Origin of the sequence: Parashewanella spongiae (assembly GCF_004358345.1) — a bacterium.
In the GTDB taxonomy this organism is placed as follows: Bacteria; Pseudomonadota; Gammaproteobacteria; order Enterobacterales; family Shewanellaceae; genus Parashewanella; species Parashewanella spongiae.
In genome coordinates, this window is the sequence record NZ_CP037952.1 from 4,614,619 (window position 1) to 4,638,899 (window position 24,281).

A 24,281-nucleotide genomic window follows, 5' to 3' on the forward strand; every position below is an offset into this window, starting at 1 on the left:
TTTATACCATACCAGAAATAAGGGGACGGCCTCCGAATGAAAACGGCCATGACCAAAAAGGTCGTGATCTTGTCATTTCAGCCAACCCCTTAGGTAACAACTCAGATAATGGTTTTACTATTTGAGGGTTAACTTGCTGTGCAATTGTTTGAGGGTGATTTCGAACACTTTGTTTCGAGGCAAGCATGACATATTCTCGGCCTACCAACACCCTTAAAATTTTCAGTTCTCCTCGAGCGATCGCACATGTTAATGGTGTTTGACCGTTTGCGTTTTTGTCATATAACTTTTCATCATTCTTATACTTGAGTACTATTTCTAATGTTTCAGCATTACTATAACCGCAGGCAATGTGTAACAAGTTACTTTTATTTTCTGTTAACGAATCTAAATGTGTATTTTTCAATAACCACTCAACTATTTTTACACTGGAAGATACACAAGCCAGTTGTAGTAAATTAAGCTGCGCCACTTTCGTATCCTTTACCCCACCTTGTCCAAAAAGAGTCTTAAACTCATCCAGTGCATCACTCTCAACAGCTTTGATTACTGACGGCATGGTCGCGTCAAATTCTGACATTTCTTTTCTAACAATAGTTGCTGAATTATCTGACTTTAAATACCTAAGTGGTCTATGCTCTTGTTTTTTTAATGTTTCTAATAACTTCAACTCATACTGTTCTTGAAACTCTTCTCGATAACCTAAGGAAGCAACTTGCACCGTCAATGTATGTTCGACGCACTCTATAACGCACTCTTGCTCTATTGATAATTCGGCTTTATAAAAATAATTATCAAAATCCATTTTAAAATCTATCAAGGCATCAAAATCGATGGTTCTCCGTATTAACTGGCACACAAATGCCGCTTGCAACTTTGGTTTCAACATCAATAACTTTTCAAATTTCAATACATTAAGAGATAACTTATCATTTAATTCAACGGTTTCATCTAAACAGTTGATAAGTGACATTTGTGGATCAACTAAAACCATTTCACCTATATGAGCAAAAACTGGCGAGGTTTCCTCAGTTGAATGTCTATACTTGTAAGGCAATTGCCGATTCAAAATTTCATCAAAATTTTTCGCGATTTGCTGATGCAAGAACTCTGCAATTTTAGTCTCTTTATTTTTCAACCCATTACAGTTTAATATTTTTGTTATTCCGGAAATCTTCAGCCCAGTAATTTTACTGATTGCTTTACATTCACTTAGTTCATCAGGCGTTAATGTCTTAACAGAAAAGTTGTGTGCCGTAGATATTTGGAACAATTTTAAGCAACAATATTGAGCAAGCGACGCCGTTACTCGTGAATTGCTACACCATATCATGGCACTCGACTTTATTCGTTTTAATGTGGGCTCATCTAGTATATCTGTTATACCAAGATTCACTCTTTGCTCTGAAGTTGAGTAACCCAGCATGTCTCCACACCATTTTTTTCCTTCAACAGAAATCAGAGTTTGGGTTATTTGATTTTGTGGTTTCATCAATGATATTGAAACCTCTGAGGCCAATTGTTTTCTAGCAAAAACCACATATTTAAAGATGCCTGCATCCGCAAAAGCCAATGATTCAAATATTTTTTCAACTCGATCTACTCTTGATTCTACTGTTATCTCTGAAATATCATTGAGCTGTTTAAAAATTTGCAGTAATTGTTCATTAGAAATTACGGCAGAATTCATAAGTCTGCTTATCGCTATTAATTGCGCAATATATCCACTATTTATATCTGCCGTTTCCACCTCAAAAACAAGACTATTATTTAAGAAGGTCAATTTATCCATTAAGTTATTTTTGACGCTCGGAGCTGTGTCAGTATTACGTACAACACAGTCAAGTCGTACTGATATTTTCGCAGTGCTTTCTTGAGTCCATTTTTTTAGCTGCTTTACATACGGCTGCTCTGATACAACTTCTTTAGCAATAAAAGAGTTGCTTACATAAGGGGTATTTATAGCTACATTCTCAGCCGCCATCGCGTCCTCCTTTCATCATTAAATCAATAATGTAAAAAAGAAACAGAATGACATACTGATACTGAATAAATATTGAACAGCACAGCATAAGGTAATTTATACAAAGGAATTAAGCGCGACCAAAGTCAATGCTGTTAGCTAAAGACAACATTGACGATGGTTTGTGAAAAATTAACGGTTAACCTAAATAAATCGGTTGAACGCACAATTTAACTTTAGGGGCTGTTTATCTTTCAGGATTAAATTTTGTGCTATTTCAGCTTTTATCTGTTCAAGGCGTAAGCAGTGAAGCTTAGTCATCTATGTAAACGGGTTACAACACAGAACAGTGAACGCTCAAAAGCATCGAAAAAAGAGAGAGCGTAAATTGGTCGCTCTTTCTAAATAAAAGGTGCTGCGTTATCGTTTTCTTATTTGGAAACGAAGTAACGACAGTTTTGTATGTCGATAATAACCAAACCGCACAAGCTCTGTCTTGTATAAAACGACCAATCTATCGCTGCAAAAATAATCACGAAAGATAAATAGCCCCTAATCTATTGAAGTTAAATACAAAATTAAACAACCTGAATTTACCCATCAGGTGAGTGCTGAACATTCATATACTTGCCAATTTATTTAGGGCTAAGGTTCGTCGGAAATAGGGGTGACTTTGTAATGTTCCGGCTTAAGTCCCATATACTCAGGAAGCGATGTCCCTACTGATATTGATGACCATGTCCCCGTTAGTACGCCAATGAACATGGCTATGGCGAAGCCTTCAAGTGCAGATCCTCCCATGATCCACAATGCCACTATTGTTATCAATGTCGTGCCTGATGTCACCATCGTTCGCGAAAAGGTGGCTGCTACCGCCTGATTATTGATTTTCGTAGTTGACCAATTAGGTTTACCTACGAGCAACTCTCTAATTCTATCGGCAATAATTATCGAGTCATTTAACGAGTAGCCTAAGATTGCCAGAATAGCTGCAAGTACTGTTAAGTTAAATTCCATTTGGGTAAATGAGAAAAAAGCTAACACAAAAACCACGTCGTGCATTAAAGCAAATAACGCACCTGACGCAAGACGCCACTCAAACCGAAAACTCAAATAAGCTAGAATACACATCACAGAAATGAGCAATGCCAAACCACCTTGATTGGCTAGTTCCTCACCAATTTGAGGCCCGACAATACTGGTGTTTAAGATTTCAATCGGTGTATTTAGCGGTGCTAGTACCTTTTGTAAATCAGCACGATGTTCACCACTTTTAATATCTGAATAGCGTAATACCCATCGGCCCGGTTCACTGGCAGATATTACCGTGACATCCTGTTTATAGGCCTTATCCAGTAAAGGGTGTAATTGTTTAGGGGTAATGTTTTTTTCTAACTGTATTTCAGTGACCACACCACCGGTAAAATCTAAACCCCAATTAAAACCATTCATGATGATAATGCTGATAGAGAGCACCATGGCGATAACTGAAACGATACTTGTCATGTAGCGTAATTTAGTTGCATTTTGTTGTATAAATTCTTTAATTTTCATCGTTTACACCCTCACTTCACGGCTGGTATTACGACCATAAACTAGGTTAATAATGGCTCGAGACGCAAAGATTCCCGTATACATGCTGGTGATCAATCCTAAGCCTAAAGTCAAGGCGAAACCTTGGATCGGCCCATTACCAATAGAGTACAAGACTACAGCCGTGATCATTGTGGTGAAGTTTGCATCAAAAATAGTAGAAAAAGCACTATCAAAACCTGTATCAATTGCAGCTGCTAAACTTCTACCCTCTTTTAATTTATCTCGTATCCGCTCGAAGATAAGCACATTTGTATCAACAGCCATACCAACAGTAAGTACTAACCCCGCAATACCCGGCAAGGTTAATACTGCACCAGGAATAAGGGCTATCAAACCAAATAAAATGATCATATTACAAATAAGTGCAATGTTAGCCACCCAACCTAAGCGTCTGTACCATAACGCCATAAACAATAGTGTGATTCCCATACCTAAGCCCAATGCTTTGACGCCATTGGTGATATTCTCAGCACCAAGGCTTGGACCAATCGTTCGTTCTTCGACAATAGTCACAGGCGCCGTCATTGAGCCAGCCCGTAACAATAAAGCGAGCTGTTGAGCTTTTTCATGTGTGCCTGCACCAGTGATTTCAAACCGAGAACCTAATTGACTCTGTATCGTGGCGACACTAATAATGTGAGTATTTTTTTTGGCTTTGCCATTCTCCCCACGAGAGTATTCGCTGTATGCCGTCGCCATTGGTTTACCTATATGTTTACGAGAAAAATGCGACATCAAACTTCCGCCCTGACTATCAAGAGCAATATTTACTTTTGCTTGTCCCAACTTGCTTGTAGCCGATCTAGCATCAACAATATGATCACCCGTTAATACTGGGCGACGTGCCACATATACAGGTTTTCCATGCTGATCATTGATAACTTGCGCGTTCACTGAACCCGCGTCTTTAACTTCATAAAACGCTAAACTTGCTGTCGCACCGATGACTTTCTTAGCGGAAGCAGGATCTTGAACACCCGGTAATTCGATGCGAATACGATGCTCACCCTGACGTTGCACAAGTGCTTCGGTAATCCCAAGTTCTTCGATTCGTGTGCGCATGATCTGCAAGTTTTGCTGAACCGTCATATTTCTTAAAACATCTTTTTGATTGGCTTTAATAAATAAACGAACGCCTTGCTCTGAACTCGCAACCTGCCAAGTTGGATAGCTTGTTGAGACAAACTGCCTTACCGCTGTTAACCCCTTATTTGAATCCGATTGCACATTAAGTATTTCAGCCTCACCTTGCTGGATAGTGACAGACCTGATGTTCTCGCTCCTGAAATGTTTTCTTAAGTCGTCCATTAATTGAATACCCTGATTGTGATAAACAATATCAATGTCGACATCTAGTAAAAATTGCACTCCTCCACGAAGATCTAACCCCAGTTTTAACGGCGTAAAACCTAGGTTAAGCAGCCAATTTGGAGCAGCAGGAGATAAAGCTAAGGTGATGGATTCTGGATCTTTAACTTTATTGCTAAAAATATTTTTCGCTTCTGTTTGCTGGCTTTGTTTGCGTAAGACAAGGACTCGTGAGTTGTCATTATCATCAATACGTTTTACTTCAATTTTGGCTTGCTTCAACATCTGCTGAGTTTCAAGCAAACTGATTTCATTACGGGCTTTTTTGTTAAATTGAATTGCGCCATCTTCTCCATACAAAGAAGGTATGGCACTAAGCAGCATTAATAATATTGACGCGATAAGTACAACGTATTTCCAGCGTGCGTATTCATTTAGCACTTTGGTTTGTTTGTTCATAAATATAATCTCTTCAACCCATAGAGGATAAGACCAAGCTATAGCTGTCAATTTTTGCCAATAGCCATCTAAATATTAGTTGATAAACCTGAACTCAGGATATTAAGTGTAGATTGAGAGAGTAACGCTAGGTTTGCTGAATAAAGCGGTAGATGAGATTACTATCTTTCCAGTTCGAAAGACGAGATGAATTATGCTCATGCTCCAGTGGCCAATCCAACTGTTGTCCAAAGTTGACTTGATAACCAACCATTAGCAAAGGAATTGGAGGGGTTAACACTTCAGAAATCAGCTCGTATATTGGGTAGGTATTCGCTTCTGAAAATTGCAGTACTGATATATAACGCCAGCTAAAAGTTGACACGTGCTCCATATCAGTGACTAAGTGCAACAAGGCCATAAAAGCTTCAAGGTTAGGTTTCTGTGCTTCAAATAAATTATGTGATGAAGGCTCATCATTCGCGTGAACTGAATGAATTGATAATGATGAAATATAGCTAAATTCAACAGTATTCTTATTACTTTGAGTAACACTATGAGTATTAGAAATATACGTTTGTTGATTAATTGGTTGTGCAGAATTGATATATACTGATTTGAAATGAGAAGATACAAAATGTCCAATAGCAAAACTCATTATAATGAGTAGCAAAATTGAGAACAGTTTATATATCGTTTTGTCTAACAATGGATTTTAGCCTTGCTTTGAACTGGCTACATATTAACCTTATTGAGAGCTTCAAATCAAACTTGTGATTTATTTCTGCAATAAATCACAAGTTTAATGGGGGCTTAAGTTAGATATATTGAACTGCGACAATTTCGTAATCAGTTACGCCGCCTGGTGTTGAAATACCGACTTCATCACCTTCGTTTTTGCCAATCAAACCACGTGCAATTGGCGAATTAACCGAAATCAAGTTCTCTTTAATATTGGCTTCGTCATCACCCACAATCCGATAAGTCACTTCATCATCGGTATCAAGATTTAAAATGGTTACTGTAGTACCAAAAATAATACGCCCCGTATTATCCATCTTGGTTACATCAATGATCTGCACATTCGAGAGCTTACCTTCAATATCACGAACTCTTGCTTCACAAATACCTTGTTCTTCACGTGCAGCGTGATATTCAGCATTTTCTTTTAAATCACCAAGCTCTCTTGCTTCGGCTATGGCTTGAGTGATTTTTGGACGACGTTCAAATTTAAGCTCATCCAATTCTTTGCGCAGCTGATCAGCTCCAACAACGGTCATAGGAACCTTATTCATAATGACTTGTTTCTCCGTTAAAACAAAAGCAAACCATGCCGAAAATTCAGCATAGAATTATATGATTATTGATATTATGTGAAATACAGCTGTAGCAGCTAGGTTAACGCATATTAAGTAATAGCTTACCCAAGGGAGACCAGAGTTACCAGTTAAGATCTGTATTTTGTCCAATAAATGCCTTAACTCCTACCTCGTAGACTAGCTAATACATCCCTTTGTTTAAGTTCTGCCATTGCAACATAAGCCGCTGGAACAACAAATAATGAGAAAAATGTCCCTGCGATCAAGCCCCCGACTAATACTAAACCTATGTTTGCCAGTCCAAGTGAACCGGGACCATCCGCCAATGCTAATGGGATAGCGCTTAAAATCATAGTGAATGAGGTCATTAAAATAGGGCGTAGTCTTGATTTCGCACTCATTAACGCTGCATCGATAGCCGGATAGCCTTTTAATTGTTCTTTATTAGCAAATTCGACCAATAAAATACCATGTTTTGTGACTAAACCTACCAACGTCAGTAAACCGATTTGAGAATAAATATTTAAGCTTTGACCAAATAAATACAAAGTGAGTAATGCCCCAACTAAGCATAATGGTACAGTCAGTAAAATAATAAGTGGGTCAACAAAACTTTCAAATTGCGCTGCGAGTATCAAATAAATAAACACTAAAGCCAGCAAAAACAATGATTGTGTCCCTTGTTGAGAATCCATTAAATCTTTAATGACCCCGTTATAAACGAAATCCTGCGAGCCAGTCAGTTGTTCAAGCACATTATTGTCTAGAAAACTTTTTATTTCACTCGTAGAATACCCCGGAAGTATCGAGGCGGTAATTTGAGCACTATCTAGCCCTCTAAAGGTTTTTACACTCGATTCTGCTGTCGCTTCTTTTATTGAAACAAACTGAGAAAGTGGCACTGATTGACCAGACGCTGAAGTCACATATAGCTTATTGAGCACGTTAAAATCGCTTAAGTCTTCTTGATTTACCTGAACCAAAATCGAATAGGTCTGCCCATCGTCCGCATGCAAATCTGCAGCTTTAACAGACCCAAGAAACACAGACAACGCATTAGTGACATCACCATAATTCACTCCTGAAAGTGAGATGGCATTTGAATCAATACTGAGATCGTACCTAAGCTGATCTCTCACCAAAGAATTGCTAACATTGGTCAAACCAGGGTAATCATCGAGCAATTTTTTTACTTTAGTTGCACTATTACTCAATTGCTCTTTATTACGGCGCAGCGAAGTAATTTCTAAAACAACATTACTGCTAATATTGAGATCATCAGCTCGATAAATTCCAAATGAAACATTGTAAGCCGACACAGTCTCTTTGGCTTTTTTGATTAAAGAAGCGATGACTTCATCGATCGTTTCGTCTCGCTTTTCCCAAGGTTTGAGTAAAATAAAATTGGTAGGCTGTCTTTCAATAAACGATAAATTTGTTCTTACGCTTTTTTCACCATCCGTAAGTTTATTAATTTCATTGATATGCTCTAAATGATAACTGCGACCGACTCCTGTCGGGGCTTTAGAGACCACTTGAATAAAGCCTGAATCTTCTTTCGGCAGCAGTATCTTAGGCAACTGCCAATAGGCAAAACCAGCAATGCATACCAAACCTATGCCGATACCAAGCATGCGTTGTTTATGTTCAATCCAATGTTCGAGTAATTTAACGTACAAGTCAGTAGCACTTTGTAAGCGTTGATTCACAAAGGTAAACCAACGAGTACTAGCTGTGGTTGACTTGAGCAAATACGCACTCATCATAGGGGATAAAGTTAATGCTACCATGCCAGAAATAATCACCGCGGCCGCAAGGGTAAAAGAAAACTGTTTGAAGAGATCGACGGTTAATCCCGACATTAACCCTATAGGAAAATACACCGCCGCCAAAGTGAGTGTCATTGATATCACAGGGAATACGATTTCTTTACAGCCCTTTACTGCTGCATCAAAAGGGGGTTCTCCTTTTTCGATGTGACGATAACAATTTTCAACCACCACTATCGCATCATCAACCACTAAGCCAATAGCCAAAATAATTGCCAATATTGTCAATACATTGATACTAAAGCCAAGATAAGACATTACGGCACATACGCCAATAACACACACTGGAATAGTAATAATGGGCACTGATGCGGCTCTTAAGCTCCCTAAAAAAACCAATACAACAAGAGAAACAAGTATGATAGCCTCAATCAAAGCAGAAAATCCTTCATTGATGGACTCTTCAATAAAGTCAGCTTGGTTGTAAACCAAATCCATCTTAATACTATCAGGTAAGCGTTTTTTCATTCGCTCAATTTCTTTTGCGATCCGCTTTGAAACGACAACAGGATTGGCATTTCTTAACGGACGAACTTGAAGAGACATCGCTGGTTTACCATCAATATTGAGCACTGAAGGATTTAAGCTTTGCTCACCGATAACAACATTAGCAATATCTGAAATTCTGATGATCTTGGTATCATCGGTTTTTACCACCAACTTCTTCACATCATCCACAGTCTGTACTTGAGTAACAGGGTTTAAGGAGAAATTTCTCGTTTTGCCGACAATAGAGCCTGAAGTGAAACTGGTATTATAAGATGTCAGTACATCAACCACTTGCTGAGTGTTGATTTTTAGCTCTTTCATTTGTTCGGGATTCAACCATACCCGAATAGCTCGGTGTGAACCGCCATAAGGCCCCCAAACTGCTCCAACACCCTGAATATGTTTAAGTTGAGGAACTAATTGTTGCACCAAATAATCATACATTTGCTGCTTAGTCATACCTCCTGTATTAACAAAAGTAATGATATTACTGCTGCTAGAACCACCCGCGGAGATATCATCAGTGACCGTAGGTTTATTAATCATACTAGAAGGAAAATCAGAAATACCTTCGATACCACTTCGCAGCTTATTCATTAAATTAGTGTATTCAATGTCACTTGTATCATCAGCGAACTTTATGTTCAGACTACAATGGCCAATGTTGCAATTAGTCTTCATGGTTTCGACTTTATCAAGCCCACCAACAGCTGCAATTAATTTATCCGCCACATTAGTCGACATAAAATCAGCACTGGCCCCAGGAATGGAAGCGCTTACTGAAGCGGTATGGACACTGTGCTCAGGGAAGTATTGAATGTCGAGTTTTTGAAACGCGATCAGTCCAAGAAGAATGACCATTATACTGAGAATTGAAGCGAATATTGGGTGTCGGATACACACTTCAGGTAACAGCATTATTGCACTCCTAATGTTGAATGAGCGTCAATATTTGGTTTTGGATCAGCGTCATCAGGTAAGATTTTGATTATCGCGTTACTTTTTAGGTTTTGCATGCCCGTTTTAACGACCAGATCGTCTTGCTCTAATCCGCTAGTAATGACAACGTAACCATTATTGGTATTCTTTCCTAACGTCACCAATTGTTTTGTTACTCGATTACGTTTTACGACCCAAACAAAGCGTTCCTTGTTATTTACCAGCACCGAATTTTGCGGCACTAATATTTGGCTGACTCGATGCCCAAAATAATGCTTAATATTAGCAAACATGCCCGGTGCCAACGCAAAGCTCGGATTATTCAATTCGGCTCGAACGGCGACTCGTCCCGACTGCTCGTCAACCGCTGGCGCAACATAGTTTACTTTTCCATTGAACACTCTGTCTTTATAAGCTTCAACGGTAACGCTGACCTTTTGATCTTTCTTCGCTTTACCAAAATCATTTTGACTAATGGCGTAATACACTTCAACAGGGTTTAATTTATATAAGGTGACTAACACATCATCAACTGCAATATGGCTACCTACCGATTGGCTAAAGCTGGTCAACTGTCCGTCAAAAGGAGCTGTTATTTGATAGTCCTTCATCGCGGCTAATTTTTGTTGAAAGTCAGCCTTGGCTAAATTGACCTTTTCTCTTACTTCATCGACATTTTGTTTCGAGAGTGCGTAAGGCTCCCTTTGCAGTAATTCATTTATCCTTTCTAGCTTAGTTTTTGCTAACGCTAGTCCACTACGTGACTTATCAAGCTCAGCTTTCGCTTCAGTATTATCAAGTTCTGCGATCAAATCCCCTTTAATAACTTTATCTCCGTTATTAAAGTGAATTTTGGTGATTTTATTACTGGCGTTAAAACCAAGCTTGGCCGAATCAATCGCCTTAATTTTACCGACCTCTTGAACCACATCATAAAAATAAGCTTGTTTTACATGTTCAACTCGCACAGCAATCGCTGTTTCTTTATTGTCTTCAGCTAGAACAATATTCGCGTTAAGTATTGAATGTAAAGCCCAAACCATCAGCAACAATATAGATGCAAAATTACTGTTTTTTGAATAGTAGCGAAGGAAGGTATTCAAAACGAAAGCAGGCATCAATGTAACTCCTACAAAAATTAACCAGCAAAGACGCGCTCAATATTTAACCAGTCATTAATACTTTTGCAAGTAATGAATTTGATTTCACTGAATAAATTCATTTTCTGGTTCACTGAGTTACTGGAATGATTAACTAATGTAGTCAGTATGATCCTAATTTTACGTTTTTGCTTAAAATATAAACAAAAAAGACTGTATAAATGCAGCCTTTATACATAAATACAACAATTGTACCCGTGTTACCTGAAGATACATCTTCAAGTATCACGGGTATAACATTATGCGTTGCTGATCATCTCATGCAACTCTTGCACTGAACGAACATTCATCCGAGCATCTGCACTGTGAGACATACAGGCTGCAAATGCAGCATTTAATGTCGTTGTATAATTCACATTATGACGTAGTGCACCACGACGTAATTGGCGTGAATCCTCAATGGCTTGACGACCTTCTGTCGTATTCACCATATAGGTGTATTCACCATTCTTAATTCTATCAAGAATATGTGGTCGCCCTTCATGTACTTTGTTTACTAAGCGAGGGTTAATACCGGCTTCCCCTAATACAATGGCTGTACCATGAGTGGCATCAATTTCATAACCAAGTTCAAGTAACTTGCTAGCAAGTTCGACTACACGCTTTTTATCGCTATTGCGAACAGACAATAAAGCACGTCCAGATTTAGGTACTTCAGATGTAGCACCTAAACGCGCTTTAGCATAAGCATCTTCAAAGGTAACACCCGTTCCCATGACTTCACCGGTTGAGCGCATTTCAGGGCCGAGCAATGGATCAACACCTGGGAACTTACTGAATGGCAGCACCACTTCTTTTACTGAGAACATGTCAGGAACAACTTCTTCAGTGAAGTTTTGTGATTTCAAGCTTTGACCAGCCATCACACGAGCCGCGATTTTAGCCAAAGGAACGCCCGTAGCTTTAGATACAAATGGTACAGTACGAGCAGCACGAGGATTGACTTCAATCATATAGATTTCGTCATCTTTAACGGCAAACTGCACATTCATTAAGCCTACAACACCTAGTTCCAATGCAAGTTTACGAACGTACTCACGCATTTGAGCTTGAATATCTTGGCTTAAGCTGTAGGGTGGTAAAGAACAGCCAGAGTCACCTGAGTGAACTCCCGCTTGCTCAATGTGCTCCATAATTGCACCAACCACCACAGTTTCACCATCAGAAACAGCGTCGATATCAACTTCAATGGCGTTATCTAGGAAGTAATCAAGCAATACCGGTGAGTCATTAGAAACTTTCACCGCTTCGTTGAAATAGCGCAATAAATCAGGTTCGTCGTATACGATCTCCATTGCACGGCCGCCCAATACATAAGATGGACGCACAACTAATGGATAGCCTATGCGTTGAGCGGTTGCCACTGCATCTTCAACTGTGGTGACCGTGTCATTCTCAGGCTGCTTAAGACCAAGCGCATTAACGGTAACTTGAAAACGCTCTCTATCTTCAGCTCTGTCAATTGCATCTGGGCTCGTACCAATGACTGGAACGCCAGCTTCTTCCAAGGCTTTAGCTAGTTTTAATGGCGTTTGGCCACCATATTGCACGATAACACCTTTTGGCTTTTCAATACGTGCAATCTCTAATACGTCTTCAAGGGTAACTGGTTCAAAGTACAAACGATCAGACGTGTCATAATCCGTTGAAACGGTTTCAGGGTTACAGTTCACCATGATGGTTTCATAACCATCTTCACGTAATGCTAACGCCGCGTGAACACAGCAGTAATCAAACTCAATGCCTTGACCGATACGGTTTGGTCCGCCGCCTAACACCATAACTTTGTCACGATTTGAAGGTAATGCCTCACACTCTTCTTCATAGGTTGAATACATGTAAGCCGTATCGGTAGAGAATTCAGCGGCGCAAGTATCAACACGCTTATAGACAGGTAGAATGTTAAAGTCATGGCGCAAATCACGAATGTTTGCTTCCGATACATTCAGTATGTCAGCGATACGTGCATCCGCAAAACCCTTACGTTTCAGTTTACGCAGTACGTTTTCATTTAATTCACTGAGAGATGATTCTTGTAGCTTAGTTTCAAGTTGAATTAACTCTTCAATTTGCACCAAGAACCACATATCAATTCGGGTTAACTTATGAATCGCGCTAGCCGAAAGTCCAACACGCATGGCATCAGCGATATACCAAATACGATCGGCCCCTGCATCTTGCAGTTCATAACGAATTTTTGACAAGGCATCTTTATCGGAAAGATCTGTAATTGGATCAAAGCCATTTTTTCCAACTTCGAGACCGCGCAATGCTTTTTGCATCGACTCTTGGAAAGTTCGGCCAATAGCCATTACTTCACCAACGGACTTCATTTGAGTCGTTAAGCGATCGTCAGCACCAGCAAACTTTTCAAAATTGAAACGCGGGATTTTAGTCACTACGTAATCAATGGCAGGCTCAAATGATGCCGGCGTGCGACCACCTGTAATGTCGTTCATTAATTCATCGAGGGTGTAACCAATAGCCAGTTTTGCCGCTATTTTCGCAATCGGGAAGCCTGTCGCTTTCGAAGCTAAAGCCGATGAGCGAGATACCCTAGGGTTCATCTCAATGATCACCATACGGCCATCTTTCGGGTTGATACCAAACTGTACGTTTGAACCACCAGTTTCCACACCAATTTCACGTAATACCGCAAGAGAAGCGTTACGCATTAACTGATACTCTTTGTCAGTTAGCGTTTGCGCTGGTGCCACTGTGATTGAATCACCTGTGTGGATACCCATTGGGTCAAAGTTTTCAATCGCACAGACAATAATACAATTATCATTACGATCCCGCACCACTTCCATTTCATACTCTTTCCAACCAATCAAAGATTCGTCAATGAGCAATTCTGTGGTGGGTGAAAGCTCTAAACCTTTTGTACAAATTTCATCAAATTCTTCGCGGTTATAAGCAATCCCGCCGCCAGTGCCACCCATAGTAAATGATGGACGAATAATACAAGGAAAACCTACTTGCTCTAATACACCGTGCGCTTCTTCTAAAGTATGAGCGATATCAGCACGTGGACATTCAAGCCCAATATTTTTCATGGCTTTATCAAAACGGCTACGATCTTCTGCCTTATCAATCGCATCCGCGGTTGCGCCAATCATTTCAACATTAAACTCGGCCAGTACACCTTTGGCTTCAAGCTCAAGTGCACAGTTAAGCGCTGTCTGGCCGCCCATTGTTGGCAATACAGCATCAGGTCTTTCTTTGGCAATAATATTGCGAACCACTTCCCAATGAATTGGCTCGATATAGGTCGCATCAGCCATTTCAGGATCAGTCATAATGGTTGCAGGATTCGAGTTCACTAGGATAACTCGATAACCTTCTTCTTTAAGCGCCTTACACGCTTGTGCACCTGAATAATCAAACTCACATGCTTGGCCGATCACAATTGGACCTGCACCTAGGATTAAAATACTTTTTATGTCTGTACGTTTTGGCATCGTTACTCTACCTTCCTAGATGGATCTACTACTTAGCGTGTTGACGAAATTGTTCTATCAATTCGATGAAATGGTCGAATAATGGAGCGCAATCATGAGGGCCCGGGCTAGCTTCAGGATGGCCTTGGAAACTAAATGCTGGCTTATCCGTCAAATGGATACCTTGCAGTGAGCCATCAAACAATGATTTATGTGTTACTTCAATGTTGTCTGGCAATGTCGCTTCATCTGCCGCAAAACCGTGGTTTTGACTAGTGATCATTACCGTCCCGCGTTTAATATCACTGACAGGATGATTAGCACCATGATGACCAAACTTCATTTTCAGTGTTTTCGCGCCAGAAGCTAATGCCAATAACTGGTGGCCTAAACAAATGCCGAAGACTGGGATGTCTGTTTTCAATAACGATTGAATCGCACTGATGGCATAATCGCATGGCTCAGGATCACCGGGACCGTTTGACAAAAAGACACCATCAGGATTCATCGTGAGCACGTCGCTAATAGGCGTTTGCGCTGGAACAACGGTAACATCGCAACCACGGTCAACCAACATGCGTAAAATGTTACGCTTAACGCCATAATCGTAAGCAACAACTTTATACTTTAATTGTGACTCAGGCGTATCGTCAGGCAAGCCTCCAACTAAACGCCAGCTACCGTTACGCCATTGATAGGCTTCATTTGTTGTGACTTCTTTGGCAAGATCCATGCCTTTAAGGCCGGGAAAGGCTTTCGCCGCAGCGAGCGCTTTCACCTCATCAGCATTTCCAACAAGAATACAACCAGCTTGAGCGCCTTTTTCTCGTAAAATTCGAGTCAGTTTTCGTGTATCAATGTCGGCGATTCCAACAACATTATTCGCCTTTAAGTAATCACTTAAAGATTGCTCGTTTCTGAAATTACTCGCCAGTAGGGGTAAATCACGAATAATAAGACCACAAGCATGCACACTATCAGATTCAGTATCTTCCTTATTAGTGCCGGTATTTCCAATATGGGGGTAGGTTAAGGTGACGATTTGTCGAGAATAAGAAGGATCTGTTAATATTTCTTGATAACCTGTCATTGAAGTGTTAAAAACAACTTCTCCAACTGCGATACCATCAGCACCAATTGCAGTGCCAGAAAAAACAGTTCCATCTTCGAGTACGAGTAAGGCAGACTTTGTCAACGCGACCTCCGATAGAGCCAAGTAACTGAAAATTATAAAATTTTATTTATTGTTGAATTTCCAACTTTCACTACATAGTGAAATTTTGGCAAATTGCGCAGATTTTACATGACAAATGTGAAGTCGTCTACAAATCCTGTCGAATCATCATTTCTAATAAAATAAAAAATACTACAACAAAAACAATCAATTAAGTAAAAGCAGCTCTAAAAACATAATATTTTTCAATAAACACTCTTTCTTTTCAGTTGCACAATGCTTTTTTTATTAAAACTATTTAAATTTTTAATTATCTTTTGAATACTTTTATATTTCAAAAAATAATTTTATCTAATGATAAACCTAAAATCATCAGTTGAACGCTGAGTATATGAGTAACTGTTTGAGCAATACGATGATTTTATCATCATGGCTTTCATCCAATGAGTGAAGTGCTCTACGCTCACAAGCTTGCTAAAATGACTGCTATTTGCGTTGTAACTTTTGCAAGTAAAATAACTACTTGCTGCAAGCTACGCCTTACTATCAGCCATTTTTTCTACGCTTGAGAACGCAGTCAACTGATGTTTCTAGGATAAACCTAAAATCATCAGTTGAACGCTGAGTATATGAGTAACTGTTTGAGCAATACGATGATTTTATCATCATGGCTTTCACCCAATGAGTGAAGTGCTCTACGCTCACAAGCTTGCTAAAATGACTGCTATCTGCGTTGTAACTTTTGCAAGTAGAATAACTACTTGCTGCAAGCTACGCCTTACTATCAGCCATTTTTTCTACGCTTGAGAACGCAGTCAACTGATGTTTCTAGGATAAAGCTAGGGTCTGTTGATCTTTCAGGATTAAATTCTGTGCTATTTGAGCATTTATCTGTTCAAAGCGTGAGCAGTGATGCTTAGCCATCTAAGTTAGCTGGTCACAACACAGAACAGTGAATGCTCAAAAGCATCGAAGACAGCGTAAATTGGTCGCTCTTTCTAAATCAAAGGTGCTGCGTTATCGTTTTTCTTATTTGGAAACGAAGTAACGACAGTTTTGTATGTCGATAATAACCAAACCTCACAAACTCTGCCTTGCATAAAATAACCAATTTATCGCTGCAAAAACAATCACGAAAGATCAACAGACTCTTATGTAATTAACAAAAATTAACATTGTTTTAATATTCCACAGTGAGAATTTAAACTAGTTTTAGGTTAACTACCTGTTCCGTTAACTGTGGACTTGCAACTTATGGCATTCGAACCTAGCTCACCTATAAATTCTCCAGCATCTTCACAATTTGAAGGTCAAACTAGTGAAGTTTCGCTCTCTCCAGAGCAGCAATCAAAGTTAACTGCTTTCGCCGATAATATACAAACGCTCGAAAGAAGTACTTCTGAACTATGTCCAAACGGCCTCCCTTTTTCTAGCTTTGTAGGATGGCGAACTTTAACTAATTTAACGAGAGATAACTACAATGGTGAACTGAGCCATGCTGAAAGAACGCAATTATGTGAAGAGCTAACAGGTATAACTAATACTATGTTACAAACACTTTCTAGCAATTTATCAGACTTTGATAAGTTAGAGATGCTAATTACTGCACTACCTAGAAGCGCTGACAGCATCGAAGAAGCTAAGGCTTCATGTATTAGAGCAAACGAAAAAGCAAAAAGCTTCATAGGAACAGTTACCACTCCAAGCCAACCTATCAAAAAAAACACACCTATTCAGCTAGCAATCATTCATCATAAAAATGAGCTAGTAACAGCTTTGATTCAAGACATTCAAAATAGCGACTTGTTTGAAGGTGACGCAAATGGAAAATCTCCATTAAATAACGCACACATTTCCACCAACCTAACGGCAATAGAGCTTCTTAAACAGCCTTACGCTTCAATGGTTCAAACAACTTCTGACAGTGCAGAGTCTTCAGTAGATGAAAGTACAACCAGCTTTGCTAAATTGCGTGTAGACGGAACATCTCCACTGCATCAAGCGGCTAAATTAGGCAATATAGAAGCACTAAAAGAAATGATTACATCATCACTATCGGCTTGGCATGGTGAGATGAGCGATTGGGAGGAAATTACCAATGATGGGGTCGTTGCAGGTTGGAGTTTACATGAACACGGAGAGGGAGAGGGAGCATGGGAAGTTATCGTTACAACAGAAGAAAGCTGTAGTACATCAGAAAGTAGCATTACATCTTCAGGAAGTAGCATTACATCTTCAGGAAGTAGCAGCGCAACAACAGAAAGTAGCAGTACATCAGCAGAAAGTAGCAGTACATCAGCAGAAAGTAGCAATTCACAAGTTAACGCGTCAGCAATAAAAACTTCAGATGCTGCTATAGCTGAACCTAATGATTCAGAAAAACAAAAAAAGGAAACTATAAATAGTGCAAGAAATGATATCGAAGCATTAGAGGCTCAAAAGCAATCGAAAATTGAGAGTCATAGTGCAGTTTGGAACATTCAAGATATACATGGAAACAGCCCGGCCATGGTTGCAGTTAATCATGGTCAAAATGATTTTGTAAAAATGTTAATCGAAGAAAAAGACATAAAACTGAATGTTGTAAATTATAGTAATGAAAATATTTTGCATCAAGCCGTGCTCGCAAAACCACCTAAAACACTTGCGTATCTTTTAACTCTCACAGATTCGACTCCAAGTATGCATAGAACGACACTCAAAAATTTGCTTACACAGAAAAGTAAATCGGATAAAACGCCTTTAGAGGAGGCGTGCCGACATGGAAGCTTAGAGGCGATAAAAATGCTTCATAAGTTTAATTCTATGAGTGTAGCTAATGATTCAATAAAAAGTGAGTTGCAAACACAAGCTTCTCAAAGGGACAACACAGATAAGGAGAAAACAAAAATTTTAAAATATATTAGGAATAAAGTTAAATAGTATTTATACCTTGATGTGTGATTAATTTTTGGCAGAGATGGATTGAAATTTGAGAGTATGTTAGCAGGCTAATTTCGCTGCTGAAGCTTTAACCTAAATAAATCGGTTAGGAGCGTTCATATACGCAGAAAAAATTACAGATAGCAAGGCATGAATAGCAGCAAGTAGTGGTTACCGACATACAAAACTGTCGTTACTTCGTTTCTACTTGCAAAATTTATAACGCAGCTAGCGGTGATTTTGGCAAGTATATGAATGTTCAGCACTCACCTGATGGGTGAATTCGGGTTGTTTAATCTTGTATTTAACTTCAATAGATTAAAGTTAAATTGTGCGTTCAACTGATATATTTAGGTTTAAACCTAAAAACACAGTTGAACGCTGAATATATGAGTAACTGTTTGAGCAATACGATGATTTTATTATCATGGTTTTCACCCAATGAGTGAAGTGCTCTACGCTCACAAGCTTGCTAAAGTGGCTGCTATCAGCCATTTTTTCTACGCTTGGGAACGCAGTCAACTGATGCTTCTCGGTTAAACGGCGGTCATTCCCGCATGTTTTGAGCGGGAATCCAGTGCCTTTTAACTCTAAAAATGTTGCTCTAAAAATGAAAAACCGCTGGTTCTCTGCTTTCGCAGGAATGACGAAACAAGCAAATTCAAGGAGTAATAATCACACATTAGGTTATTTATAGCTGCGCTTATTTCTCGCTCCAAGCCAATAAAGCAATGGGCGGGTAAGCCTTCTAAACTTAGGAAATAAATAACTCAATGTCGTGAGCTTACCACTCAACCACGGTATTGAAATTTCTGTTTTTTTCCCAACCACTAATGCCAGTACAGCTTCTGCCACTTGCTCAGCCGAACTCATCGGTTGCGAGTAAACAATATCTTCGACACTATCAATTTCATCCATGATAAAACCTGTGTCAATAGGGCCGGGAGACACCACCGCAATTTTAATGTTGCTGTGTTGTAATTCATCAGCCATTGCATAGGTAAACGCACGAAGCCCTGCTTTCGTTGCACTGTAAACGGCTGCACCTTGAAGTGGGGCTCGTCCTGCCAGTGAGCCAACATTTACAATAGCTGAAGGTCTAGTTTTCGACATATAAAGGAGTGCAATCGCAGTAAGGTAAATCGGAGCTTTTAAATTAACATCAACCATAGCAGCAACATCAATCGCAGAGCGCCCTTCAAAATCACCACGGTGATGCAAGCCTGCATTGTTTATCAAAAAATCAATGCCATCAAATTCTGATACTGCTTGGTTGATAATGTGATTACAGCAAGCTCTAATACCGATGTCACCAGTAACCATCAATACATTACAATTTAAGTACTCTGCAAGTTCATCTTTTATTTTCCGCAGCCCAGCAATTTCTCTTGCCACTACAACTAAATTAATGCCATTTGTGTAGGTTCGAGCAAATAATCGAGCACATGCCGCGCCGACGCCTTTTGATGCTCCAGTAATAACCACGGTAGGAACAATCGATTCTTGGGTTACACCTACTGGCATATTTATCCTTATTATGGGTAAATAGTTGTTACCTGTTTCAGTTTTAACAATTGTTCAATCCTTGTGCAACCGTTAGATTCAATAACCTTCCATTTTCCATTAGATGCCACTCATTAATAAATGGAAATACTGATGTTTTATGGGTCACCACTAATACTGTTTTATCTTTCCAAACGTCAAAAATTAATTCGAGTATTTGTTTTTCAGTATTGAGATCGAGCCCTTCTGTGGGTTCATCTAATAACACAATTGGTGCTGTTCGTAACAGTGCCCGCGCAATACTAATACGACGACGTTCACCTCCTGATAATAACCGCCCACCATCACCAATCCATAAATCTAATCCATCATCATTTAATAACTTTTCAAGTCCCACTTGTCGAAGGGTACTAATTAACTTTTTATCACTCACTATCTCCCCATCTGCTAACGCAATGAGCAAGTTATCTTTAAGTGAGGCTGAAAATATTTGTGCGCTTTGCTCGACATAAGTAATCGACTGAGATAATGCCAACTCGCTATAACTTTCTATCGGCTTACCATCCAATAGAATTGTGCCAGATTGTAGATTTTGCTGACGAGTCAAAAGCTTTAACAGCGTTGACTTCCCGCAGCCTGAATGTCCTACAAAAGCCACTTTCTGTTTGTCTAAAATTGATAAATTCAATTTTTTGAGCACAACTTGTTCATCTGTATAGCCAAAGTAGCCATCAAGGATGTTCAAATTCCCAGTTATTGCTTGCTCTTGGACTGAGCCATATTCAAATTGAGCGTGTTGCTCGGTTAGTTGGTTAATTCGACTGGCTGCAAGCACACAAGCTGATAATTGCTGACTTGAAAGAGACAGTGGTATTAGCAACTCCATCATAGCCATCATCACAAATACAATGAGGGCGAAAACGGGGCCTGATATTGAACCTGCAATAGCCCCATTACCCGCAAAATAGAGTGCGACAATGAGTATTAGACCATGCAACAAGATCAGCCCAGCTTGCAGCAAAGCATTTCGCTGTATTAACCAAAGCTGCACTTGATAAAGCCGCTGTTCTGTTAACTCAATTTTGCTGCGGTATCGACTTAGTGCAGCATACATTGTTATTTCAAGCTGGTTTGTCAATAAGTCCAATAACTCAATTCGATACTGACGTTTTGCTTCAATTACCGCGATGGCTGGTCTTTGTGCACTTAAATAGCCTACGAAAGGTAACAACACCCCGATAAATAAGAGTCCTAAGCCGATTATCCAAGCAAGCTGTTCGTCCCAAAAGCCAATAACACACGAAAAGAATAACGACAGTATGAAGTAACTCATAAGTGGTGCGAGAATACGCAGATATAGTTGATCTAACGTATCAATATCTGTCAATAAACGATTAAGTACATCACCACGACGCAGCTTACTGACTTGCGAAATAGACAAGCGTTGCAGCTGTCGCCATAACCAGATACGAATTTGAGTTAAAATTTGTAGTGTACCTTGATGGGTAACCAATCGCTCACCGTAGCGCCCCACAGTCCTTACAATTGCTAAAAATCGCACTCCAGCCGCAGGAGTGTAAAAATTGAATTGCTTGATACCTAAAGCCGTTAATCCTGCCAGCGCGGTTGCACTTAAAAACCAGCCTGACAACCCTAATAACGCTATTCCCGCCGTTAATGTCAGCATGCTTAATAACATGCCCAAACTAATTAATGTCCACTGCTGTTTAAACATACGGATGAAAGGGAGTAGCTCACTCAGTTTGTGTTCAGATGTCGAGTTTTTTCGCGGCTTAGAGGAATTAATCATTAGCTTTTCCCTCTACCGCTTGTTCCTTTAAACTCGCGCCACTCAGTGAAAAGTGTGCAACTTGTGCGCTGAGCAACGCCTTAAAAGCGCCATTTACCGCACTTAGTTCTTCATAAGTACCTTTCTCTATAATTTCTCCATGCTCGACGACCCAAACACCATCCATTTGCTCAAGTTTATCCAATTCATGGCTGACAATAAAACAACCTGTACTTTTGACTTGCTCCATCAACGTCTGCCACACAATTGCTTTACTGCATTTATCAAGCGCAGCCGTTGGCTCGTCAGCCACCAGCAACTGAGTTTTTTTAGCTATTGCACGAGCCAACACAATTCGCTGAGCTTGTCCGATTGATAAGCCTGTGTTTTGTTCTGATATTTCGAGCTGTAACTGTTTCGGGTGAGCCTGTACAAACTCCTTTAAACCGATTTTATCTAATAACTCCCACATATCATCATCGGTCATTTCAGTATCGGCCAGTAGTAAATTATCAATAAGCGTTCCAAAAAGTAGCTCTGGTGTTTGCCCTACCCAACTTAACTGTGAATACCACTGCATTGAACTCATTTGACTTAATTCAATGTCATTTATTTGTAAACTGCCTTGATAGGGTAAAAAGCCAAGTAACCCATATAATAAACTTGATTTTCCAGAGCCACTTTCCCCGACAATAGCAATGCGCTCACCGGATTGCCAAGTGAAGTTGATCGGCCCAAGCAATGTTTTCCCATCATGGCTTTGCACTAGCCAGTTTTTTGCTTTAATAGTTATTTTTTCATTTGAATTAAATGGGTTGTTTGCCTTTTCACCCTGCTGAGAAACATCCATATTTAGCAACTCCACAATGGACTCGCTGGCGGCAACAGCATTACCTTTAGCATGATAAAAACTGCCCAAATCTCGCAGAGGCTGATAAAATTCAGGGGCTAATATCAAGATGAACATAGCGCTGAACAAGGTCACTTTTACTCCGTAGAAACCAGTTTCGAGATATTCTAAAAAGCTAAAGCCCAAATAAACGGCTAAAACGGCTATCGACACCGCTGAAAAAAATTCCAAAACAGCACTGCTTAAAAAAGCAAGCTTCAACACTGACATAGTCCGTTTTCGATAATCGTCGGACGCCTGTGCCACAGCTTTTTCTTCCGCTTGATAACGGTAATATAATTTTAACGTTGATAAGCCAGCCAAACGATCAGCAAAATAGCTCGTCAATCGTTGCAATGCCACAGTATGTGCTCGTCCCGCTTTAGCCGCATTCCGTCCAACAAGGATCATAAACAGCGGAATTAAAGGTGCTGTCACCAGTAAGATTAAACCTGCTACCCAACTTTGTGGAAAAACAACCATCAGAATGATAAGTGGCGTAAAGGCTATCAATGTTTGTTGCGGGAGATAACGACTGTAGAAATCTTGTACTTGCTCGACTTGCTCAAGCAACATTGAATTCCAATGACCTGCAGGTTTGCTTTTCGCAAAGATAGGCCCAAGTTGCTGTAATTTATCCAGTACACTCAGTCTTAATTGCTGACGGACTTTCTGCCCCGCAATAAAACTGGCTGTTTCTCGACAATAACCTGTGATTGCCCGCAACATAATTAACCCCGCAATCCAGATTAAGTGGCTATTGAGGTTTTGCTGTGACTGCTCAATGATAATTTCATCTAAACTCGTTGCAATCCAGTAGGCTTGCAAAACAAGCAAAATCCCTTGCACCACACCAAGCCATGCAGATATTGCCCCATAGTGTTGGCTGAGTTTTTTTTGTGCTCTAAGCCATACAAGCAGAGCTTTTTCTGTTTCTAAATTCATTGAGTGAGTAATATTTGAGTGTCAGATAAAAGCATACACGTAATTTAATGATTTACCGGCATAAAAAAGCACCTCAACAGGCGCTTTGTGCAAATATCACTGAAACGAAATATTAACCTAAACGTTCATGATAGGCATAGATGTCATATGCGTTTACTTTGGCTACTATTTTTCTATCACCCTACACCATGAAAATTGTATTCGCTGAGATTTGAAGATTATTTCCAACCTAAGCTAAAGGCGAAGTGATTTTTAGCTTTTATGCTTTCACTAACAGGCTTGAGAATAGGTGTTAGGGACGTGGCGGAAGAATGTATACCAATTTTATCGTCACTCCTGCGAACGCAGGAGTCCAGAGTCTTTGGTTAATTTGGGCACAAGTCGCTGGATACCTGCGTTCGCAGGTATGACAAATTAAGCGTTGAAATTTAAATTGGTATTATTTGAACTGCGACATCCCTTAGCGGCTATTTTCACGGTAAATAAATCGGTTGAACGCACAATTTAGCTTTAATCTATTGAAGTTAAATTGTGCGTTCAACTGATATATTTAGGTTCAAGGCGTAAGCAGTGAA

General features: G+C 39.7%; 13 protein-coding genes. 1 reads left to right on the plus strand and 12 read right to left on the minus strand.

The genetic code is table 11. The features are described 5' to 3' along the window. Position 1 precedes the first annotated feature (1 nt). The 9 genes from E2I05_RS18310 to carA all read right to left on the minus strand — a co-directional run bounded on the left by E2I05_RS18310 (position 2) and on the right by carA (position 15,679). Positions 2-1,984 carry an ankyrin repeat domain-containing protein gene (locus E2I05_RS18310; RefSeq protein WP_121854330.1) on the minus strand — a complete coding sequence of 661 codons (1,983 nt, stop codon included), beginning with the start codon at positions 1,982-1,984 and terminating at the stop codon, positions 2-4. 624 nt (positions 1,985-2,608) lie between these two features. Next, complete coding sequence (secF, locus tag E2I05_RS18315) at positions 2,609-3,517, minus strand: protein translocase subunit SecF (protein ID WP_121854331.1); 909 nt, start codon at positions 3,515-3,517, stop codon at positions 2,609-2,611. A 3-nt stretch (positions 3,518-3,520) separates the two neighbouring features. Then, entirely contained in the window at positions 3,521-5,326 is a 1,806-nt protein-coding gene (gene secD, locus E2I05_RS18320; protein ID WP_121854332.1) for a protein translocase subunit SecD, read from the minus strand. 127 nt (positions 5,327-5,453) lie between these two features. Continuing rightward, positions 5,454-5,963, minus strand: a complete 510-nt coding sequence (locus tag E2I05_RS18325; RefSeq protein ID WP_133309796.1) for a hypothetical protein — start codon at positions 5,961-5,963, stop codon at positions 5,454-5,456. A gap of 160 nt (positions 5,964-6,123) precedes the next feature. Beyond that, entirely contained in the window at positions 6,124-6,600 is a 477-nt protein-coding gene (greA, locus tag E2I05_RS18330) for a transcription elongation factor GreA (RefSeq protein ID WP_121854334.1), read from the minus strand. Between the two features lie 182 nt (positions 6,601-6,782). Beyond that, positions 6,783-9,860, minus strand: a complete 3,078-nt coding sequence (locus E2I05_RS18335; RefSeq protein ID WP_121854335.1) for an efflux RND transporter permease subunit — start codon at positions 9,858-9,860, stop codon at positions 6,783-6,785. After that, positions 9,860-10,999 carry an efflux RND transporter periplasmic adaptor subunit gene (locus tag E2I05_RS18340; protein WP_121854336.1) on the minus strand — a complete coding sequence of 380 codons (1,140 nt, stop codon included), beginning with the start codon at positions 10,997-10,999 and terminating at the stop codon, positions 9,860-9,862. The genes E2I05_RS18335 and E2I05_RS18340 overlap by 1 nt, the downstream gene beginning before the upstream one ends. 281 nt (positions 11,000-11,280) lie before the next feature. Continuing rightward, complete coding sequence (gene carB, locus E2I05_RS18345) at positions 11,281-14,505, minus strand: carbamoyl-phosphate synthase large subunit (protein ID WP_121854337.1); 3,225 nt, start codon at positions 14,503-14,505, stop codon at positions 11,281-11,283. A gap of 28 nt (positions 14,506-14,533) precedes the next feature. Next, positions 14,534-15,679 (minus strand): glutamine-hydrolyzing carbamoyl-phosphate synthase small subunit, encoded by a 1,146-nt coding sequence (gene carA / locus E2I05_RS18350; protein ID WP_121854338.1) that lies wholly within the window; start codon positions 15,677-15,679, stop codon positions 14,534-14,536. Positions 15,680-16,912: 1,233 nt separating this feature from the next. Here carA and E2I05_RS18355 point away from each other — a divergent pair. After that, the gene (locus tag E2I05_RS18355; protein ID WP_121854745.1) at positions 16,913-18,580 is read left to right on the plus strand and encodes an ankyrin repeat domain-containing protein; all 1,668 of its coding nucleotides are present in this window, start codon (positions 16,913-16,915) and stop codon (positions 18,578-18,580) included. A gap of 687 nt (positions 18,581-19,267) precedes the next feature. Here E2I05_RS18355 and E2I05_RS18360 read toward each other — a convergent pair. The 3 genes from E2I05_RS18360 to cydD are packed head-to-tail and all read right to left on the minus strand — an operon-like array spanning position 19,268 to position 23,706. Further along, on the minus strand, positions 19,268-20,104 hold the full coding sequence (locus E2I05_RS18360) for an SDR family NAD(P)-dependent oxidoreductase (protein WP_121854744.1): 837 nt from the start codon (positions 20,102-20,104) through the stop codon (positions 19,268-19,270). Between the two features lie 43 nt (positions 20,105-20,147). Further along, on the minus strand, positions 20,148-21,893 hold the full coding sequence (cydC, locus tag E2I05_RS18365) for a thiol reductant ABC exporter subunit CydC (protein ID WP_121854743.1): 1,746 nt from the start codon (positions 21,891-21,893) through the stop codon (positions 20,148-20,150). Then, entirely contained in the window at positions 21,886-23,706 is a 1,821-nt protein-coding gene (cydD, locus tag E2I05_RS18370; RefSeq protein WP_121854742.1) for a heme ABC transporter permease/ATP-binding protein CydD, read from the minus strand. The genes cydC and cydD overlap by 8 nt, the downstream gene beginning before the upstream one ends. Positions 23,707-24,281 lie beyond the last annotated feature (575 nt).

Excerpts from the sequence above, each read along its gene's own strand:
- cydD (WP_121854742.1), bottom strand. The coding sequence starts at position 23,706 with ATGAATTTAGAAACAGAAAAAGCTCTGCTTGTATGGCTTAGAGCACAA.
- E2I05_RS18360 (WP_121854744.1), bottom strand. The coding sequence starts at position 20,104 with ATGCCAGTAGGTGTAACCCAAGAATCGATTGTTCCTACCGTGGTTATT.
- secF (WP_121854331.1), bottom strand. The coding sequence starts at position 3,517 with ATGAAAATTAAAGAATTTATACAACAAAATGCAACTAAATTACGCTAC.
- cydC (WP_121854743.1), bottom strand. The coding sequence starts at position 21,893 with ATGATTAATTCCTCTAAGCCGCGAAAAAACTCGACATCTGAACACAAA.
- E2I05_RS18355 (WP_121854745.1), top strand. The coding sequence starts at position 16,913 with ATGGCATTCGAACCTAGCTCACCTATAAATTCTCCAGCATCTTCACAA.
- carB (WP_121854337.1), bottom strand. The coding sequence starts at position 14,505 with ATGCCAAAACGTACAGACATAAAAAGTATTTTAATCCTAGGTGCAGGT.
- E2I05_RS18340 (WP_121854336.1), bottom strand. The coding sequence starts at position 10,999 with ATGCCTGCTTTCGTTTTGAATACCTTCCTTCGCTACTATTCAAAAAAC.
- greA (WP_121854334.1), bottom strand. The coding sequence starts at position 6,600 with ATGAATAAGGTTCCTATGACCGTTGTTGGAGCTGATCAGCTGCGCAAA.
- E2I05_RS18335 (WP_121854335.1), bottom strand. The coding sequence starts at position 9,860 with ATGCTGTTACCTGAAGTGTGTATCCGACACCCAATATTCGCTTCAATT.
- E2I05_RS18310 (WP_121854330.1), bottom strand. The coding sequence starts at position 1,984 with ATGGCGGCTGAGAATGTAGCTATAAATACCCCTTATGTAAGCAACTCT.
- secD (WP_121854332.1), bottom strand. The coding sequence starts at position 5,326 with ATGAACAAACAAACCAAAGTGCTAAATGAATACGCACGCTGGAAATAC.
- E2I05_RS18325 (WP_133309796.1), bottom strand. The coding sequence starts at position 5,963 with ATGAGTTTTGCTATTGGACATTTTGTATCTTCTCATTTCAAATCAGTA.